The organism is Citrobacter sp. RHBSTW-00570, assembly GCF_013739755.1.
GTDB lineage: Bacteria > Pseudomonadota > Gammaproteobacteria > Enterobacterales > Enterobacteriaceae > Citrobacter > Citrobacter braakii.
Genome location: NZ_CP056399.1, coordinates 2,978,203 through 2,995,686, shown reverse-complemented (window position 1 = coordinate 2,995,686; position 17,484 = coordinate 2,978,203). Strand labels below are relative to the sequence as shown.

Genomic DNA, 17,484 nt, shown 5'->3' with positions numbered 1-17,484 from the left:
CTGGCTGGCAAAAAGAACAGTGCCGGGCATTTGATGAAACCCAGTGGTAGACGGGCTATCATTGACAGCCCGTCTGGTAGGAAAAAACTAAATCAGAACTGGTAGTTTAATGATACCCAATAGTTACGGCCCGGGTTTACGTATCCGGTAGTGGATTGTGCAGTCTGATAGTAATCTCCTGCGTAGGTGCTATTACGCCCCACCTGATAAAGTTTAACCTCGCTAAAGTCTTTATCCAGCACGTTATTGACCGCCGTATTCAGCGTCAGATCTTTGGTCAGCTTATAAGACATCCCCATGTCGAGAACGGTCCAGGCTTTTAAATCAGCGCCTTTATCGTCATAGACGGCCTTTTGTACTGCGCTGAGGTTGTTGTAATTTTCGGTAAAGCGTGGGGCTTTACCGCGATAACGTGCGCTCAGCCAGGCATTCATATCTTCCGTTGCCTGCCAGTTCAGGCGAGCGTTAGCCATATGTTTTGGCGTGTAGCTTAACGGCGCGCCTTTATTGTCACCATCTTTTTGCTTGCTCTGGGTGTAGGTGTAGTTGAGGGATAAAGTCAGCACATCCGACCACAGAGGGAAGGTGCTGGCAAATTCAACGCCATCGGTCCTTGCCTTGCCGCTGTTGGTATAGCTGTTGGTATTATCATCGATAGAATACGAGACAATTTTATTTTTGTATTCGGTATAGAAGCCGGTAATGTTGGCGTTCAGCCCGGTGTCGTTCTCGTAATACAGCCCGGTTTCATAGCTGATACTTTCCTCAGGTTTTAGGTTCGGATTACCGACCGTATTCACGGTTCCTTGCGCGGTGACGCCGCTGATCCCGTTATGTAACTGGCTCAGTGATGGCGCTTTATAACCTGTCGTCACGCCGCCTTTGAGCGTCCATTCGTCGGATACGTCCCATACCATATACGCGCGTGGGCTGAGATGACCGCCAAAGACATCGTTATGCTCGTAGCGTGTCCCTGCGGTTAAGGCCAACGAGTCGAGAATATGCCATTCATCTTCTACATAGGCTGCCCACGTTTTTTGATGGAACGTTTCGCCGGTATTGGCCAGCACCACACCGTCTTTCATCCGCGCATCCCAATATTCCCCGCCGAGGGTTAAGAGGTGCGAATCACCTAATGGCGTCAGCAGTACTGAGTCCAGAATGACGTTAGTGTTCTTCAGTTCACGTGCGTCACCGGCCCGGCCTGCGTTCTCTGGCGTGAGTGCGGAGGAGACCAGTTGTCGTCCTTTGTTCTCAGTTTCATTCCAGCCGAGGGAGGATTTCCATGTGCCGAACGTTAAGGCGGTATCGTGGCCGAGGGTGACTTTGTTACGCTCATAGCGCAGCGTTTTATCGTAACCCCCCGTCAGGTTACCCAACTGACCGTCATCGTTATCATAGCGCTGTCTGGCGGAGTCGAGATCTAACCATAGCGTATTGCTTTCATTCGTTTTCCAGTCGAGTCGCGTGCCGATGTTATAGTTTTCTGACTCGGTAGGATAAGGTACGCGGGTGGAGGAGGTATCGCTCAGGGAGGTAACGCTGGAACCCTGACGTTGGGTGGTGCTACCCCGAACCTGCATATCCAGTACGCCAGCGATTAACGGGCCGCTTGACCAGAAGTTGGCGACCGTGCTGTTACCCCATTTATTACTCTCTTGCAGGTTAACGCCGGTATTGATGGAGGTGCTCCATTTATCGGTGCTTTTTTTGGTAATGATATTCACCACGCCACCGATTGCGTCGGAGCCGTAAAGCGTCGACATCGGGCCCCGGATCACCTCAATATGATCGATTGCTGCCAGTGGAGGCATAAAGCTGGTATTCATAGCTGAGAAGCCGTTTGGCGTCACATCGCTGCTGCCGTTTTGACGAATACCGTCAATCAGGATCAGGGTATAACTGGCGGGCATGCCACGGATGCTGCTCTCCAGGCCACCGGTTTTACCGGTGCTGCTTTCAACATCCACCCCTTCAACAGAACGCAGGGCTTCGCCTAAATCATTATATTTATTGGTTTGTAACTCTTGCTGTGAAATAACGGAGACGCTGGCGGCAGCGTTGGTGATTTTCTTTTCGTAACCGGAAGCGGTTACCACCATAACATCTTCAGCGAAGGCCAGGGGACTGGAAAATCCTAGACAGGACAGAACAACAGAAGCAATAGGTTTTAAGCGCATAGTCAAACTTCCTTTGTTAAAAATTCAAAGGAAGTAAGATAATTGATGGGAATGATAATAAAAATAATTATCATTATATGTTTACATAACTTATCACTTCTGGTGTTTTTCTTGAATAAATATACATAAATTGTCATTAATTTTAGCTAAGTAAATAGCTGAAATGACCAATAATTAGCATTTGTAATCATTAGGTTGTAATTAATTTGCCATTAATTGAATGGCTAACATTTAATCTATTTTCTCTGATTCAGAAGGTACTCAATTAGGAGTATCAGAAAAAAGTATGATAATTTTAGAAAATCGTCATACTTTTCTGCGCCGCGTCATTTTTTTCGTCATTTCAGTCCGCCATAATCCCTTCCCCAGGAGACCGTTTAACGGCAATGAATCGTTGAGCGGCATAAAAATAACGCAAATCTGGATAACATAATGATTAAAGGCAAGCTGGCACTGCTTACGTGCGCATTGACTCTCGCATTAACCTCACCACTTCTCGCCGCGCAAAATGTGAGAGAGGGGCAGACGTTGAAGCTGGCAATTGGACCTGAGCCAACGGAAGGATTTGACCCGATGCTGGGCTGGAGTCATGGCAGCTATTTGCTTTTGCATGCACCATTATTAAAACAAAACGCAGATATGAGCTGGGATAACCTGCTGACGGAAAAAGTTGAAACCAGCGCTGACGGCAAAACTTGGACGTTGACGTTAAAACCCGACCTTAAATTCTCCGATGGTTCCCCGCTAACCGCTGAAGATGTGGTGTTCACCTATAATAAAGCCGCAAAGAGCGGCGGCAAAATCGACATGGGTAACTTTACTCATGCCAGCCTAAAAGATAACCGCACGGTAGAAATTACGCTGCGCAGCCCGCAGAGCACCTTTGTGAACGTGCTGGGCTCTTTGGGTATTGTTCCAGAAAAACGGTATGACGAAAAAACATTCGCCAAAAATCCGATTGGCGCGGGCCCTTATCGGTTGGTGAGTTTTCAGCCGGGGCAACAGCTGATCGTGGAGGCGAACCCCTGGTATGCCGGTAAGAAAAATGATTTCAGTAAGCTGGTGTTTGTCTTCCTTGATGAAGATAACGCTTATGCCGCAGCGCGCAGTGGTCAACTGGGACTCGTGCGTATCGCGCCTTCGATGGCGGTTGCGCCTCAACAGCAGAATTTGAAGCTTTGGGTACGCGACAGCGTGGAAAATCGTGGCATTGTGTTCCCGATGGTTCCAGCGGGTAAAAAAGACGCCAATGGTTATCCGATCGGTAACGATATTACGGCTGATATCGCCATCAGACGCGCCATCAACTACGCCATCGATCGTAAACAACTTGCCGATCAGGTCATGGAAGGTCATGCGATTCCGGCGTATAGCGCGGTTCAGGGCCTGCCATGGCAGGGACAGTCAGTTGCGTTCAAAGATGGCGACAGCGAAAAAGCACGGATGATTCTGGAAGAAGCCGGCTGGAAGGTGGGGAAAGATGGCGTACGTGTGAAAGACGGTAAAGAGGCTCGCCTGACTCTGTGGTACGCCAGCGGTGACAGTACGCGCCGGGATTTAGCCGAGGCCGTACGTGCGATGCTGGAGCCCGTGGGTATTCAGGTCTCGCTGCAATCCGGAAGCTGGGAAACCGTTGAGCGGCATATGCATTCGAATCCGACGCTGTTTGGCTGGGGAAGCCTGGATCCGATGGAGCTTTTCCATCACTACAGCAATCAGGCCGCGGGCGTGGAATACTACAATCCAGGCTATTACAGCAATCCCGTCGTTGAACAACATCTTAAACAGGCCATTGATGCTCCGGACTGGCAAAAAGCGTTGCCTTTCTGGCAACAGGTGGAGTGGGATGGCAAGCAAGGGGCTGGGGTGCAGGGCGATGCCGCCTGGGCATGGCTGCTGAACATTCAGCACACTTATCTGGCAAATCCGTGTATTGACTTAGGCAAAGGCGCGCCGGAGATCCACGGTAGCTGGTCACTGCTCAATAATCTGGATGAATGGACCTGGACCTGCCGTTGATGAAGTCTGTTGTAGGCCATTTTCTACGGCTGATAGTGTTATTAGTGCTGGTTGCGGCTGGCACTTTTATGCTACTCAGCTTTTCTCCTGTCGATCCGATTCGCGCCTATATCGGCAACGATCTCCTGCACGTGCCGCCGGAACAATATGCGCGTATCGCTGCTCGCTGGGGATTAGACCAGCCGTTATGGGAGCGTTTTGGTCACTGGTTTATACGTGTATTGCAGGGCGATCTCGGCTACTCAATGTTGTTTAATGCACCGGTTGCCAGCGTAATCAAGGAGCGCTTTGCAACTTCGTTTGCCTTGCTTGGCGGCGCGTGGCTGCTCTCCGGTATACTGGGAACGGCAATGGGATTTGTCGCGGGTCGTTATCTGAATCGCTGGCCGGATAAAGCAATCTGTCGACTCAGCTATCTGCTTTCGTCGTTGCCGACCTTCTGGATTGGCATGCTGCTGCTGGCGTTATTTGCCGTGCGCTGGCCGGTATTTCCGGTCTGCTGCGCGTGGGAGCCGGGCAACAGTGGCGATATGGCCACGCTGGCTGAGCGTCTGCGCCATTTAGTGCTGCCCGTTTGCGCGCTTAGTTTATTGGGACTTGGCCAAATTACACTTCATACACGGGAAAGTATCGCCAGCGTGATGAAAAGCGATTTTGTCCGTTTTGCGCGTTCTCAGGGAGATAAAGGCTGGTCGCTGCTGCGTCATCAGGTTCTGCGCCATGCTATCACGCCCGCGCTGTGCCTGCAGTTTGCCTCGCTGGGAGAATTGCTGGGCGGCGCACTGCTGGCGGAAAAAGTTTTTGCTTATCCGGGACTGGGACAGGCCACTATTGATGCCGGATTGCGCGGCGATCTGCCGTTACTGATGGGGATTGTGTTGTTCAGTACCGTACTGGTGTTCATTGGCAACTCGTTGTCTACCTGGCTTGTCCATGTGTTGAACCGTGCTCTGGAGCGACCTGATGCTCTATAATCCGACGCCGACGCTGATTCGTCTTCTGCTCTCTTTTAGCTGCCTGCTATGCATTGCGGTGTATGGCGCAGCGACGCTGGATAACCCATTGAGCGTTAATCTGCTTGCCCGTCATTTACCGCCTGATGCGCTGTATTGGTTTGGCACCGATAACCTCGGTCGCGATCTGTGGATTCGTTGCTTTCAGGGCGCGTTAACCAGTCTGCAAATTGGTATTGGCGCGGCGTTGTGCAGCGGTTTCATCGCATTACTGATGGCAGCGGTTTCACGTATACATCCGCGTCTGGATGTACTAATGCGTCTGATTACCGATGCCATGCTGTCAATGCCGCATCTGCTGTTGCTCATATTGATCTGTTTCACGCTGGGCGGCGGAAAAAATGGGGTGATTATGGCGGTTGCGTTGACCCACTGGCCGCGTCTGGCGCTAATCCTGCGTGCCGAAGCGCAGCGCGTGGCCCACAGTGACTATCTGACGTTAACCTGGCGTCTGGGACACGGACATTTTTACTGCTGGCGGCATCACTATCTCCCGGCATTGTTACCCCAGTGGTTAACGGGAACCTTGCTGATGTTTCCCCACGCGGTGTTGCACAGCGCGGCGTTGAGCTTCCTCGGTTTTGGGCTGGCGCCGCATGAACCATCGCTGGGCCTGTTGCTGGCTGATGCGCTGAGGTTTATCAGTCATGGCGACTGGTGGTTAGTGCTGTTTCCCGGGCTGATGCTATTCAGTCTGGTTATGTTATTCGATCAGCTCGCAAGGGCAGTGCATCGTTTATGGTTACGAGGTGACGCATGTTGAGTTTAAGACAGGTCTCGCTGGACGTGGCGCGTTATCGCTGGTACGGCGCGAGAAACTGGTCTTCGCTGTTGCAGGATATCTCTTTCGACGTAGCGCCTGGTCAGATGGTGGCGTTAGTTGGGGGAAGTGGGGAAGGTAAAAGCCTGTTGCTGCAATGTCTGCTTGATCTCTTACCGGACAATTTGCGTTGCAACGGCTCCATCACCCTGGAGGGGAAAACGCTGGATAGTGATGATATTCGCAAATGTCGTGGTAATACTTTCAGCTATGTCCCGCAAGGCGTTCAGGCGCTTAACCCGCTGCTCTCGATTGAAAAGCATCTGCGCAGGGCAAGTCAGCTCTCCGGCCAGGCCTGGAATGCCGGAAAAATTGAACGATTGCTCCAGCGTAGCCAACTAGAAAGTCGCGTATTAGATGCCTTCCCACGCCAGCTTTCGGGGGGGATGGCGAAACGTGTTCTGGCCTGTCACGCGTCGCTGAGCCAGGCTCGCTATATTCTGGCGGATGAAATTACCGCCTGGCTTGATGCACCGCTGGCTAATCAACTGCTTGAACAGCTACGTGAGCAATGTGAGCAAGGGGCTGGCGTTTTATGGGTAACGCACGACCTTACGCTGGCCGCTCGCCACGCGGACCGCATTGTCGCGCTGCATCAGGGAAGGGTGTCGGATAACGTCAGCCGGGAACAGCTGTTACGCGGAGAGATAAGCGAGCATCTGCAACGCCAATGGCGGGCGCTGCCTGAAAGAAATCAACTTTTTGGAGAGCGCGATGCTGTGCTGTCGTGAAGTGACGATTTGTCAGGGAGGAAAGGTGCTATGGCAAAATCTGAACTTCTCTCTGCGCCCCGGAGAACGCATTGGGGTTTGTGCACCCAGCGGAACCGGCAAAACAACGCTGGGACGCGTACTGGCGGGCTGGCAAAAACCGACCTCGGGTGACATTCTGGTTGATGACCAACCGCTGCCAATGCACCAGTATTGCCCGGTGCAACTGGTGCCACAGCATCCGGAATTAACCTTTAACCCGCGGCGTAGCACCGGCGATGCGGTTTATGATGCCTGGCGACCTGATGCTGAACTGCTTACCCGTCTTCACATCAACCCTGAGTGGTTAACCCGCCGTCCCGGACAGCTTTCTGGCGGTGAACTGGCGCGAATTGCTTTACTTCGCGCGCTGGATCCGCGGACACGTTTTCTTATTGCCGATGAAATTACCGCCCAGCTCGATCCTTCCATTCAAAAAGATATCTGGGTATTGCTGCTTGAAGAGTGCCAGCGTCGGCCATTAGGTATGCTCATTATCAGCCATCAGCAGGCTCTGCTTGATCAGATCTGCTCCAGAAAACTCATTGAAGCGTGAGGCAATAACGTGCAGTAATGTCTATTGATTAAACTGTTACGTTATATTATAACAATTCACTCGCAAACGATTTGAGGGTGAAATTTTGGCTATTCGTTTTAACAAACTGACAATCGCTCTGGGGATGCTTTTGGTCAGTGGGCAGGTTTTGGCCCATGGTCATCATTCCCATGGTGCGCCGATGAGTGAAGCAGAACAAAAGGCGTCGGAAGGGGTATTTGATGATAACCAGGTGCAGAACCGGGCGCTGTCCGACTGGGATGGCATGTGGCAATCTGTCTATCCGTATCTGGTCAGTGGCGAACTTGATCCGGTTTTCAAAAAGAAAGCGGAGAAAGATAAAAGCAAAACGGCAGAACAAATTAAAGCTTATTACCGTACAGGCTATGCAACCAATGTAGACACCATCGGCATCGAAGATGGCGTGATGGAATTTCACACCGGTAATCAGGTCGCATCGTGCAAATACGATTATGCCGGGTATAAAATCTTGCACTATAAATCAGGCAAGAAAGGTGTACGGTATCTGTTTGAGTGTAAAGCCGCTGACAGCAAAGCGCCTAAATACGTGCAATTCAGCGATCATATTATCGCGCCGCGTAAATCGAGCCACTTCCATATCTTTATGGGAAATACCTCGCAGGCTGCCTTGCTTGAGGAGATGGAAAACTGGCCTACCTACTACCCTTATCAGCTGAAGGGCGAAGAAGTAGTGGATGAGATGCTGCACCATTAATCCGGGCTAACCTTCTCTGTACACACCCGCCACCAGTGGCGGGTTTTTTTAATTAATAACCTGCTCTTTCCATCACCTGTCGCATTCGTTAGCATATTGTATCGCAGCAAGTGCATGTGTTTTTTCAGGAAGAGGTTAACGTGTTCGCAGAGTATGGAGTTCTGAATTACTGGACGTATCTGGTGGGGGCTGTTTTTATCGTGCTGGTACCGGGGCCAAATACGATATTTGTGCTGAAAAACAGCGTCGGTAGGGGAGTAAAGGGGGGTTATCTCGCCGCCAGCGGTGTGTTTATTGGTGATGCCGTGTTGATGTTTTTGGCCTATGCCGGTGTTGCCGCATTGATTAAAACAACGCCCGTTTTGTTCAATATCGTTCGTTATCTTGGCGCTTTCTATTTACTGTATCTTGGCGCGAAGATCCTGTATGCAACACTGAAATCGAAAGCAAGCGACGCCGCGCCTGAGGAAGTCCCGTTTGGCGCTATTTTTAAGCGCGCATTAATCCTGAGCCTGACCAATCCCAAAGCTATTCTGTTTTATGTGTCATTCTTCGTGCAGTTTATTGATGTCAATGCGCCGCATTCAGGGCTGTCATTCTTTATTCTGGCTATTACGCTTGAGATAGTGAGCTTTTTCTATTTGAGCTTCCTTATTTTCTCCGGCGCGTTTGTGACGCAATATATCCGTACGAAGAAGAAACTGGCCAAAGTGGGGAATTCCCTTATCGGCCTGATTTTCGTTGGTTTTGCCGCCCGTCTGGCCACGCTTCAATCGTGATGCCATCGGCCCGCTGATTGCGGCGGGCCTTTAATATTGCGCTCTGCTTTTCATTTATAATCGTAGGGTTGTAACCAATAAATGGTATTTTAAATGTATATTTTGAGGCGTACCCTGTATACAGCAGCGGTTCAATATGACTCGCTGGTTGTCGACTGGAAAAGGGAAGAAAAATGCTTCAAATTCCACAGAATCATATCCATACACGCTCTACGCCATTCTGGAACAAAGAAACGGCGCCTGCCGGAATTTTCGAACGCCACCTTGATAAAGGGACCCGAGCCGGGGTTTATCCTCGACTTTCGGTTATGCAGGGGGCGGTCAAATATCTCGGATACGCAGACGAACACAGCCCGGAGCCAGTAGAGGTGATGATTATTGAAGCCGGTCAGTTTGGCGTTTTTCCACCGGAAAAATGGCATAACATCGAAGTGATGACCGACGACACTTACTTTAATATCGATTTTTTCGTTGCCCCGGAAGTTCTGATGGAGAGTGCAAATCAACGAAAAGTCGTGCGCACCGGCAAGGAGTAAATCATGGGTAAAGCAACCTATACCGTAACAGTGACCAATAACAGCAACGGTGTTTCTGTTGATTATGAAACAGAGGCGCCAATGACATTACTGGTGCCGGATGTGGCAGCTGAAGTGGTCAAAGATCTGGTCAATACCGTGCGTTCGTACGATACCGAAAATGAGCACGAAGTCTGCGGGTGGTAGGCATTAGTCACTGCTACTGATTGAATATATTAGTTTTTAATCTAAAAACCGCACTGCGCTTTGACGGCGCAGTGCGTTTTTTTTGTGGGCGAAACAGGGAAATATCCAGAAAGGATTCCTTAAGAATACCTTAAGAGATTCGCATTGATTGCTAATAGTTGATCATTCACAGGGGTTATGATCGCGAACCAGATATAAAACAGAACATCGCGCTTATGAAACTCAATACCCGACTTACATTACCCACAATCATTCTCGGATTAGCCATCGTGGCGATCCCGTTCGCCGCGAACTGGCATCTCCCGCTACTTAACGGTACTGTCGTCAGCTGGATTGAAAATGGCCAGGCGCTATGGCTGCTGTTTGGTGCCATATTTACACTCAGTTACATCAGGCCCTTATCACGTCCCGAAGGCGAGAAGCAATTTTGGCTTTGGGCGGCAGCGTGGTGGCTGGTATTACTGGGCCGAAGCACAAGTTGGGGCCGCGATTATTTTCCTGAGCATCCTAAACTCCTGTTCCGGGCTATCTCAGTGGTATTGATTGCCATGATTATTCTGCCAGTGCTGATTTCGAAGCGCTTACGCCAGGATATTGCCCGTCGCTTTCGCAATGAACCGCTACCTCTGTGGCTGTTAGCGATCACCACCTGTGCATTTTTGATCTCCGATACGGTAGAGCATCATCGTCTGCTGGCTCCCATCTTTCTGCACAATGCTCAGTATGGCGATCTGATTGAAGAACTGTACGAACTACCGTTTATGGCGGGATTGTTTCTGATGAACCTCGGCTTTATGCGGCGGGATAAGCAGGAGGAAGCTGCATCCATCCGCTTCAGTGAACCACAGCTGGCGAAGTCATGAGATAAGGCCTGAGTCTGGAAAGCCAGACTCAGGCGATGATGGCGGTGACTTACGCAATAGCCTCACATAGACGTGACTTCATATCGCTATACGTTTGTGCGGCATATTTTTCTGCCCACCCCTGATCGGTAATGTGCTCAATATTTACGGCGCAATATTTGGTTTCCGGCGTTTTCGAAATAGGATCGAGATTGTCCTGGGTTAACTCGTTACACGCGCCAATCCACCATTGATAGGTCATATAGACCGTTCCGACATTGATGCGCTCGGAGACATCCGCGCGGCTGATAACCTTACCGCGGCGCGAGCTGACCCATACCAGATCGCGATGACGAATACCCATTTTTTCAGCATCATGGGTATTGATTTGCACATACCCAGGCTCGTCTGCCAGTGCTTGCAACGCTGCGCAGTTGCCGGTCATCGAACGGCAGGAGTAGTGCCCAACTTCACGCACGGTACACAGAACCAGCGGATATTGTTCATCAGGAACTTCTGCTGGCGCTCGCCACGGTGCGGCAAACAGTTTGCCTTTGCCATTGGCGGTATCAAACTGGCTGTGCGCGTAAAGGTAGGGTGTACCAGGACTATCGAGATCCGGACATGGCCACTGAACATGACCCATCTCACCCATTTTCTCATAGGTCACGCCGTAGAACAGTGGACACAGCTCGCGCATCTCATCCCAGATTTGCTGGTTATTTTGATACTGCATTGGATAGCCCATTTCGCTGGCCAGCAGGCTGATAATCTCCCAGTCACGCTTTACATCACCAGTGGGTTCAATCGCTTTCTCAAAACGCTGGAAACCGCGATCGGCGCAGGTAAAGACGCCACCGTGTTCACCCCATGAGGTGGCAGGCAGGAGGACATCGGCCATTTCCGCCGTCTTGGTCATGAAGATATCCTGCACGACGATAAAATCGAGCGCGTTAAATCCTTCGCGGACCAGACCCAAATCGGCCTCGGTTTGCAGCGGATCTTCTCCCATGATGTAGTAGGCTTTGATTTTGCCTTCGATAGCCAGATGCGGAACTTCGGTGATGCGGGTCCCAACCTTGTCATCCATCTGATTAACGTCAATGCCCCATGCGGCGGCAAATTTCTCCCTGACGGCGAAATCGGTTACGTCCTGATACCCTGGAAACTGGTTAGGCAGCACCCCCATATCGCACGCGCCCTGCACGTTATTTTGCCCGCGCACCGGGCCAACACCGACGTTAGGGCGTCCCAGATTTCCGGTCAGCAAGGCCAGGCTCGACAAACCACGAACCACGTCAACGGCCTGACCAAACTGGGTGACGCCCATCCCCCACATCACGGTGGCCGATGGCGCCGCAGCAAATGTACGCATCGCCTGACGAACCTGCTGTGCGGGAACACCGGTTAAATGTTCAACGTCTTCAGGCGCATACTCCTTAACGGTTTCCCAGTATGTTTCCAGTCCTTCCGCATGCTTTTGTACATACTCGCGATCGTAGAGTTGCTCCTCGATGAGAACATGGCCAAACGCGTTGACCAGCGCCATATTGCAACCGTTTTTCAACTGCAAATGTTGGTCAGCGATACGGGCAGTTTCAATCCGGCGTGGGTCGCAGACAATGATTTTTGCGCCGTTCTGGCGAGCTTTAATTACCCGGCGGGCCACAATTGGGTGTGAATCGGCACAGTTATAACCAAAGATCAGCAGGCATTTTGAGTTTTCAATGTCGCTGATGGAATTGCTCATGGCGCCATTGCCTAACGTTTCCTGTAACCCGGCCACGGAAGGGCCGTGACAGACGCGGGCACAGCAATCGACATTGTTGGTATGGAGCACGCCACGTGCGAATTTTTGCATCACGTAGTTGGTCTCATTCCCAGTTCCACGGGAAGATCCGGTGGTCATGATGGCACGAGGGCCATAGGTATTTTTGATTTCAGTTAAGCGTTTTGCGGTGTAGCGAATGGCTTCATCCCAGCTAACGGGAGTGAATTTTCCACCTTTTTCATAACGGATCATCGGGCGGGTCAGACGGGGAGTCAGAAGGCGAGTGTCGTTAAGAAAGTCCCAACCATAATAGCCTTTCAGGCATAACTGATTTTGGTTCGTTACACCCTCTGCGGCCTCAGCGCGGATGATTTTGTTATTCTCAACAACAAGCTTGAGCTTGCACCCGGCCCCACAGTATGGGCATACACTGGTGATTTTTTTCATCAATAACAGACCTGTTAAATGCTGAAATAGCGCGAATTGTAGACGCAGTCACGCGATACGCATCGCGGACTACGATGTGTCGTAGTGACGGGCTGTTTAAGCATAAAGTGTGCCAGAAGTGAAAACCCAGCAATAGCAGGGGCTGACGGCCAAAGCGTTAAGCAGAATGACTGACGATTCGACATTAATGACGAGGCGCGACAAAATTAGTCTGCCGGTCAGCGGTGTAACCTTATGAAACATCAGAAAAAGATGAAAAACAGAAGTGATAGCGATCACAAATTTTAATTTTTCAGCGCTATGCTATGCTTTTATACGACGAGTGAATCGTTAATTTAAAAACATAAGCGAGGGAAATTATGGGCATTATTTCATGGGTGGTTTTCGGTCTTATTGCTGGGATTTTGGCAAAATGGATTATGCCGGGTAAAGATGGCGGCGGATTCTTTATGACCATTATCTTAGGGGTTGTCGGTGCAGTAGTGGGTGGCTGGATCAGCACCTTCTTTGGTTTTGGTAAAGTCGATGGTTTCAACTTCGGCAGTTTCGCCGTGGCGGTGATCGGTGCGATTGTGGTGTTGTTTATCTATAGAAAAATCAAAAGCTAATTAAACATACAGACAATAGAGGCCACTAATATGTGGCCTTTTTCTTAGGTCACCACCAGCCGAATTCTGTTCCCAGAACGACGATGATAGCCACGCCAATCATAATAAGCGTTGTTTTTTTCATCGTTATGCTCCCGGCGCAGCGTAGCCGCCAATAAAAAACCAGGATAAGAAAACGACAGCGGAAATGAAAATGATGACGGGGAAAATAATACCGAGTCGCATACGATTATCTGCCAGAGTTATTTAAAGACGGGTTAGCATAGCAGGGCTTAATGTACGACAAAAGTGGTTTTATCCTGACGCTTTTTATCCTTGTACATTGCGCTGTCTGCGAGGTGAAGCGCGCAGTTTACATCAGTCTCCAACGGATTAATTTCCACCACGCCCAGACTGGCGCCAGGATAAAATAGATGAATGTCGCCCAGGTGGTAGTCACCACAAATTTGCTGTTGTAGCTGATTTTTCACCTGCTGCAGGCGGTCCCGCGGATCCCTGTCATCTTCCGGTGACAGGCTCACGACTAAAAATTCGTCACCACCCAGTCGCCCAAGGATATCATTGTCACCGCATTCGCGAAGCAGACGCTGACCAATCTGGATCAGAAACTGGTCGCCAACCTCGTGGCCAAAGCGGTCATTGATCAATTTGAAATCATCCAAATCAATATAGGCAAAAATAATCTTCTGCCTGAGATGTCGGGCAAGGGAAAAAAGAGTCTCAACATTCTCAAAAATGGCGCGCCGATTCGGTAATCCGGTCAGAGCATCGGTGTAAGAGTGCGCAATCAGCGCGGCATTCGCTTCGCGTAACTGAGCAACCAGCGACTCTTTTTGAATTGACTGGGCGATCAGGCCTGCAAACAGATGTAACACCTGTTCGCCACGTTGGCTTAATGCGTGCTGGTGGCGACTGGTGGCGCAGAGCGTACCGTAAAACGTTCCGTCGGGAAGATGAACCGGCGTGCTCAGGAAAGTGGTTATCTCCAGCGCGCGGGCGGCGGTACACTCCGGCCAGCGAGCGGGGACGTTGTCGCTGTACAGACAGTTTTCGTCTATGGCGCGTTTGCATAGCGTCTCATCCCAGGGTACGGCCAGCCCTTCAGGGATCTGCATCTGCTTGCTATTGCGCGCATACAAAATATGCTGCAGGCGGGCATCTAAATCGACCTTAGTTAAATAGGTGGATTCCATCTCAGTCACCACTTCCAGCATCTCCAGAAGTTGCCGAACCAGGCTCTCAACTGACTGCTCCGTGGCTAAGGATTGTGAGACTCTGGCAAGGATCATGTCCGACATGAGGTGTAAATGCTCCTGAGTAATGACTGGGCTAACGTGGCCCGCATGATAGAACATCAAGATGAAAGATGAAACACGCCATCCCGCTCAAAATTTAAACATTAAATTGAAAGCTGGCAGTAAAACATGGAGATAGATGGAAAGTCGGGGTAACCTGCCGGGATAAGGTTTTTAACAGGAGTCGATATGAAACTGGCGTCTATAATTTTGCCCGGCTTGTTGGTGTTAGCGGGATGTACCACTCAGCCCGAAGCCCCCAAACCGCCGAAGATTGGTCTGGCGAATCCGGCTTCGGTATATTGCGAACAAAAGGGCGGCTCGCTGATTGCGGTGCAGACCCCGCAAGGCGTAAGGTCGGACTGCAAATTACCGGGCGGGGAAGTGATTGATGAATGGGCGCTCTGGCGCAGAGAGCATCCGACAACGGGCAAATGAAATCCGGTTAGCATTGACGTATCCATTCAGCCAGCACCAGCGCGTGGTTTTGCTGGGTGTTTTTCGCCGCATACAGTAGCGTTAAGGTTTGCTGTCGGGCAATCTCTGCGAGACGCTTTCCTTCCTGCTGCTGTAGGGCGAGTTCAGCGCGATATTGCTCGGAAAAGTGTGTGAAATCAATCAATTCTGCGTGGAACGCCTTGCGTAAATCAGATGATGGCGTAAGCGCTTTATTCCATTCGTTAAAAATAAGGTCGGTCTTTTTTACCCCGCGAGGCCACAGCCTGTCGACCAGTACGCGATAACCATCATTTTTTTCTGCTGGGTCATACACGCGTTTACATTGAATTTTCATCTTTTCATCCGCTCCATTAATCCACTGCTTTGATGTATTTCAACACCTTTATTACGGTTAAATAAGATCGTAAAACGTGACAATTGTAACATTCTGCCCGTCCTGACTCCCAATTTAAGGGATTGTGGTACCAACAAAAAATCGGTAGGCTGAGGCTCCTTATATTGTCCCTCATTGTCTGGACATAAGGAAAGCTTAATGGAAATTTCCCCGTTTAAAGATACGCTTCGCATTGCGCTGGTGGGTGATTACAGCCCTGATATTGTGGCGCATCAGGCCATTCCTCTTGCTATCGATGATGCCGCTGCCGTCCTGGAATTAGTGGCTGATTATGACTGGCTAACCACCTCTGATATTAGCAGCAGTGAAGATCTGATTGGCTATGATGCTATTTGGGTCGTTCCTGGCAGTCCATATCGGCACCTGGAAGGCGCACTGATCGCGATACGCTACGCGCGTGAAAACAGCATCCCATTCCTCGGGACCTGTGGCGGTTTTCAACATGCGATTCTGGAGTATGCCCGCAACGTGCTGGGCTGGAGTGATGCTGCCCATGCGGAAACGGATACCATGGGGCGGATGGTCATCGCACCGTTGACCTGCTCGCTGGTAGAAAAAACGGATGATATTGAACTGAGGGCCAATACGCTGATTGCCAAAGCCTACGGACGGGGTGTTATCTCCGAGGGGTATCACTGCAACTATGGCGTATCGGAAGATTTTGCCGCCGAGCTTGAGAGCGGTGATCTTCGTGTGACTGGCTGGGATGAGGCGGGTGATATCCGTGCCATTGAGCTGGTGACGCATCCTTTTTTTGTCGGCACACTCTTTCAGCATGAACGTGGAGCGCTGGCGGGAAAACCCGTGCCGTTAGTTCAGGCAATGCTGCGCGCTGCGCGAGGATAAAAAAACGGGCAGGTTATACTCAAACCTGCCCGCTGCTTTATGCGCTTGCTATCTCCCGATTACGCCCCGCGCACAGACCAAACACTGCCATCAGTATTGCTAACACGGCGACCCCAGCTAATGGAATCAGCCAGCTACCATTGAGGTCGTGAATCTTACCCATCAGCGGTGGCCCACAGGCAGCCAGTAAATACCCGACGGATTGTGCCATGCCGGACAGGGCCGCGGCCTGATGCGCTGAGCTTGCGCGCAGGCCAATAAAGGTCAAACCAAGGATCATTGTGGCGCCTGAGCCAAAGCCAAACAGTATGGTCCACAGCAAAGCCTGCCCGGGCATTACCGCGAATCCGGCTGCGCCGACGGCGCACATTAACGAAACCAGTGCGGCGATGGCGCGCTGATCCTTAAATCTGTTCAGGACGAGAGGGATCAATAACCCCGGCGCGGCGGTTGCCAGTTGCAGTAAACCATGCAACGAACCGGCCTGCGCTTCGCTGTAGCCGTGGCTGATTAAAATGGCAGGTAGCCAACCAATGATCACGTAGTAGATAAGTGAATTGATCCCGAGAAATAGCGTCACCTGCCAGGCGAGGCTCGAGCGCCAGATCGCGCGGGAATGCAACGCGCGCGAGTTGCTCAAACTGGCATTGGCCGTCTGGCGACATTGGGGTAACCAGATAATCAGCGCCAGCAGCGGAAAGACCATCAGTACCATCAGCGCACCGCGCCAGCCAAACCCGTTCAGCGCCAGCGGAACCACAATAGCTGAACCCAGTGCCGCCGCTGCGCCCATAGTCAGCGAGTATGCGCCAGTGAGTTTTGCCACATGCTGAGCAAAATCACGCTTAATCAGCCCAGGTAACAGCACATTTCCCAGCGCGATTCCGCAACCAATGATAGCGGTGCCGCTAAACAGGAAACCTGGCGTGGGCAGAGAACGTATCGCAATACCAGCGCAAATCAGTAGCATTGCGGCAAACAGGCTGCGTTCGATACCCCAACGGCGTGCAACGGCGGCGGCCAGAGGCGATACCAGTGCGAAGGCCAGCAGCGGCAGGGTGGTCAGAAGTCCCGTCTGGGCGGTACTCAGGCCGTAGTCGGTGCGAATTGCATCCAGCAGCGGGGCGGCTCCGGTAAAGGTGACGCGCAGCGTGGTGGCAATCATCAGGATCCCCGCGATCAGCCAGGCTGCGTTTTTGCCGCGGGAGGAAGGCATATTTGTCATTTTTTTCTCATATCGTCAGGCGA

Annotated in this window: 20 protein-coding genes; 13 read left to right on the top strand and 7 right to left on the bottom strand. The window is 51.0% G+C overall.

Translation table 11 applies throughout. The features are described 5' to 3' along the window. Positions 1-92 precede the first annotated feature (92 nt). On the bottom strand, positions 93-2,180 hold the full coding sequence (locus HV237_RS14300) for a TonB-dependent receptor (RefSeq protein WP_181541563.1): 2,088 nt from the start codon (positions 2,178-2,180) through the stop codon (positions 93-95). Between the two features lie 432 nt (positions 2,181-2,612). Here HV237_RS14300 and HV237_RS14295 point away from each other — a divergent pair, with 432 nt between their 5' ends. The 10 genes from HV237_RS14295 (at position 2,613) to HV237_RS14250 (ending at position 10,437) form a co-directional block, all read left to right on the top strand. After that, the gene (locus HV237_RS14295) at positions 2,613-4,199 is read left to right on the top strand and encodes an ABC transporter substrate-binding protein (RefSeq protein WP_047358583.1); all 1,587 of its coding nucleotides are present in this window, start codon (positions 2,613-2,615) and stop codon (positions 4,197-4,199) included. Beyond that, complete coding sequence (locus HV237_RS14290; protein WP_016156289.1) at positions 4,199-5,173, top strand: ABC transporter permease; 975 nt, start codon at positions 4,199-4,201, stop codon at positions 5,171-5,173. Before HV237_RS14295 ends, HV237_RS14290 begins: the two co-directional genes overlap by 1 nt. Next, positions 5,163-5,975 carry an ABC transporter permease gene (locus HV237_RS14285; RefSeq protein WP_047358584.1) on the top strand — a complete coding sequence of 271 codons (813 nt, stop codon included), beginning with the start codon at positions 5,163-5,165 and terminating at the stop codon, positions 5,973-5,975. The genes HV237_RS14290 and HV237_RS14285 overlap by 11 nt, the downstream gene beginning before the upstream one ends. Continuing rightward, entirely contained in the window at positions 5,969-6,763 is a 795-nt protein-coding gene (locus HV237_RS14280) for an ATP-binding cassette domain-containing protein (protein WP_047358585.1), read from the top strand. Before HV237_RS14285 ends, HV237_RS14280 begins: the two co-directional genes overlap by 7 nt. After that, complete coding sequence (locus HV237_RS14275; RefSeq protein ID WP_047358586.1) at positions 6,747-7,337, top strand: ATP-binding cassette domain-containing protein; 591 nt, start codon at positions 6,747-6,749, stop codon at positions 7,335-7,337. The genes HV237_RS14280 and HV237_RS14275 overlap by 17 nt, the downstream gene beginning before the upstream one ends. A 124-nt stretch (positions 7,338-7,461) precedes the next feature. Beyond that, positions 7,462-8,073, top strand: coding sequence for a metal-binding protein ZinT (gene zinT / locus HV237_RS14270; RefSeq protein ID WP_230330239.1), 612 nt, complete (start codon positions 7,462-7,464; stop codon positions 8,071-8,073). A gap of 140 nt (positions 8,074-8,213) precedes the next feature. After that, complete coding sequence (leuE, locus tag HV237_RS14265) at positions 8,214-8,852, top strand: leucine efflux protein LeuE (RefSeq protein WP_047358620.1); 639 nt, start codon at positions 8,214-8,216, stop codon at positions 8,850-8,852. A 173-nt stretch (positions 8,853-9,025) separates the two neighbouring features. Beyond that, positions 9,026-9,388, top strand: coding sequence for a DUF1971 domain-containing protein YeaR (gene yeaR / locus HV237_RS14260; protein WP_005120376.1), 363 nt, complete (start codon positions 9,026-9,028; stop codon positions 9,386-9,388). A gap of 3 nt (positions 9,389-9,391) precedes the next feature. Next, on the top strand, positions 9,392-9,574 hold the full coding sequence (locus tag HV237_RS14255; RefSeq protein WP_003832433.1) for a DUF1869 domain-containing protein: 183 nt from the start codon (positions 9,392-9,394) through the stop codon (positions 9,572-9,574). 215 nt (positions 9,575-9,789) lie between these two features. Beyond that, positions 9,790-10,437, top strand: a complete 648-nt coding sequence (locus tag HV237_RS14250) for a hypothetical protein (protein WP_016156293.1) — start codon at positions 9,790-9,792, stop codon at positions 10,435-10,437. Between the two features lie 49 nt (positions 10,438-10,486). Here the strand turns inward: HV237_RS14250 and fdhF are convergent, their stop codons facing one another. Then, positions 10,487-12,634, bottom strand: a complete 2,148-nt coding sequence (gene fdhF, locus HV237_RS14245; protein WP_047358587.1) for a formate dehydrogenase subunit alpha — start codon at positions 12,632-12,634, stop codon at positions 10,487-10,489. Between the two features lie 359 nt (positions 12,635-12,993). Here fdhF and HV237_RS14240 point away from each other — a divergent pair, with 359 nt between their 5' ends. Continuing rightward, positions 12,994-13,242: a GlsB/YeaQ/YmgE family stress response membrane protein gene (locus HV237_RS14240; RefSeq protein ID WP_016152796.1), complete on the top strand. Its 249-nt coding sequence runs from the start codon at positions 12,994-12,996 to the stop codon at positions 13,240-13,242. Between the two features lie 49 nt (positions 13,243-13,291). On the opposite strand, the gene yoaJ is transcribed toward HV237_RS14240, so the two are convergent. From yoaJ to HV237_RS14225, 3 genes are read right to left on the bottom strand one after another with little or no spacing between them, the layout of a single operon-like run. After that, positions 13,292-13,366 carry a protein YoaJ gene (gene yoaJ / locus HV237_RS14235; protein WP_101700011.1) on the bottom strand — a complete coding sequence of 25 codons (75 nt, stop codon included), beginning with the start codon at positions 13,364-13,366 and terminating at the stop codon, positions 13,292-13,294. Between the two features lie 2 nt (positions 13,367-13,368). Then, on the bottom strand, positions 13,369-13,467 hold the full coding sequence (locus tag HV237_RS14230) for a YoaK family small membrane protein (protein WP_032941789.1): 99 nt from the start codon (positions 13,465-13,467) through the stop codon (positions 13,369-13,371). 47 nt (positions 13,468-13,514) lie between these two features. Next, a complete protein-coding gene (locus tag HV237_RS14225; protein ID WP_047358588.1) occupies positions 13,515-14,540 on the bottom strand; it encodes a sensor domain-containing diguanylate cyclase in 1,026 nt (341 codons plus the stop codon). Between the two features lie 186 nt (positions 14,541-14,726). Between HV237_RS14225 and HV237_RS14220 the strand changes: the two genes are divergently transcribed. Continuing rightward, positions 14,727-14,975 (top strand): DUF333 domain-containing protein, encoded by a 249-nt coding sequence (locus HV237_RS14220; RefSeq protein WP_047358589.1) that lies wholly within the window; start codon positions 14,727-14,729, stop codon positions 14,973-14,975. Positions 14,976-14,982: 7 nt separating this feature from the next. Here HV237_RS14220 and HV237_RS14215 read toward each other — a convergent pair whose 3' ends face one another. After that, positions 14,983-15,330: a DUF488 domain-containing protein gene (locus HV237_RS14215; protein ID WP_016152799.1), complete on the bottom strand. Its 348-nt coding sequence runs from the start codon at positions 15,328-15,330 to the stop codon at positions 14,983-14,985. A gap of 198 nt (positions 15,331-15,528) precedes the next feature. On the opposite strand from HV237_RS14215, the gene HV237_RS14210 reads away from it, so the two are divergent. Beyond that, positions 15,529-16,236 carry a CTP synthase gene (locus HV237_RS14210; RefSeq protein ID WP_047358590.1) on the top strand — a complete coding sequence of 236 codons (708 nt, stop codon included), beginning with the start codon at positions 15,529-15,531 and terminating at the stop codon, positions 16,234-16,236. 37 nt (positions 16,237-16,273) lie between these two features. On the opposite strand, the gene HV237_RS14205 is transcribed toward HV237_RS14210, so the two are convergent. Further along, positions 16,274-17,461, bottom strand: a complete 1,188-nt coding sequence (locus tag HV237_RS14205) for a CynX/NimT family MFS transporter (protein ID WP_047358591.1) — start codon at positions 17,459-17,461, stop codon at positions 16,274-16,276. Between the last annotated feature and the right edge of the window lie 23 nt (positions 17,462-17,484).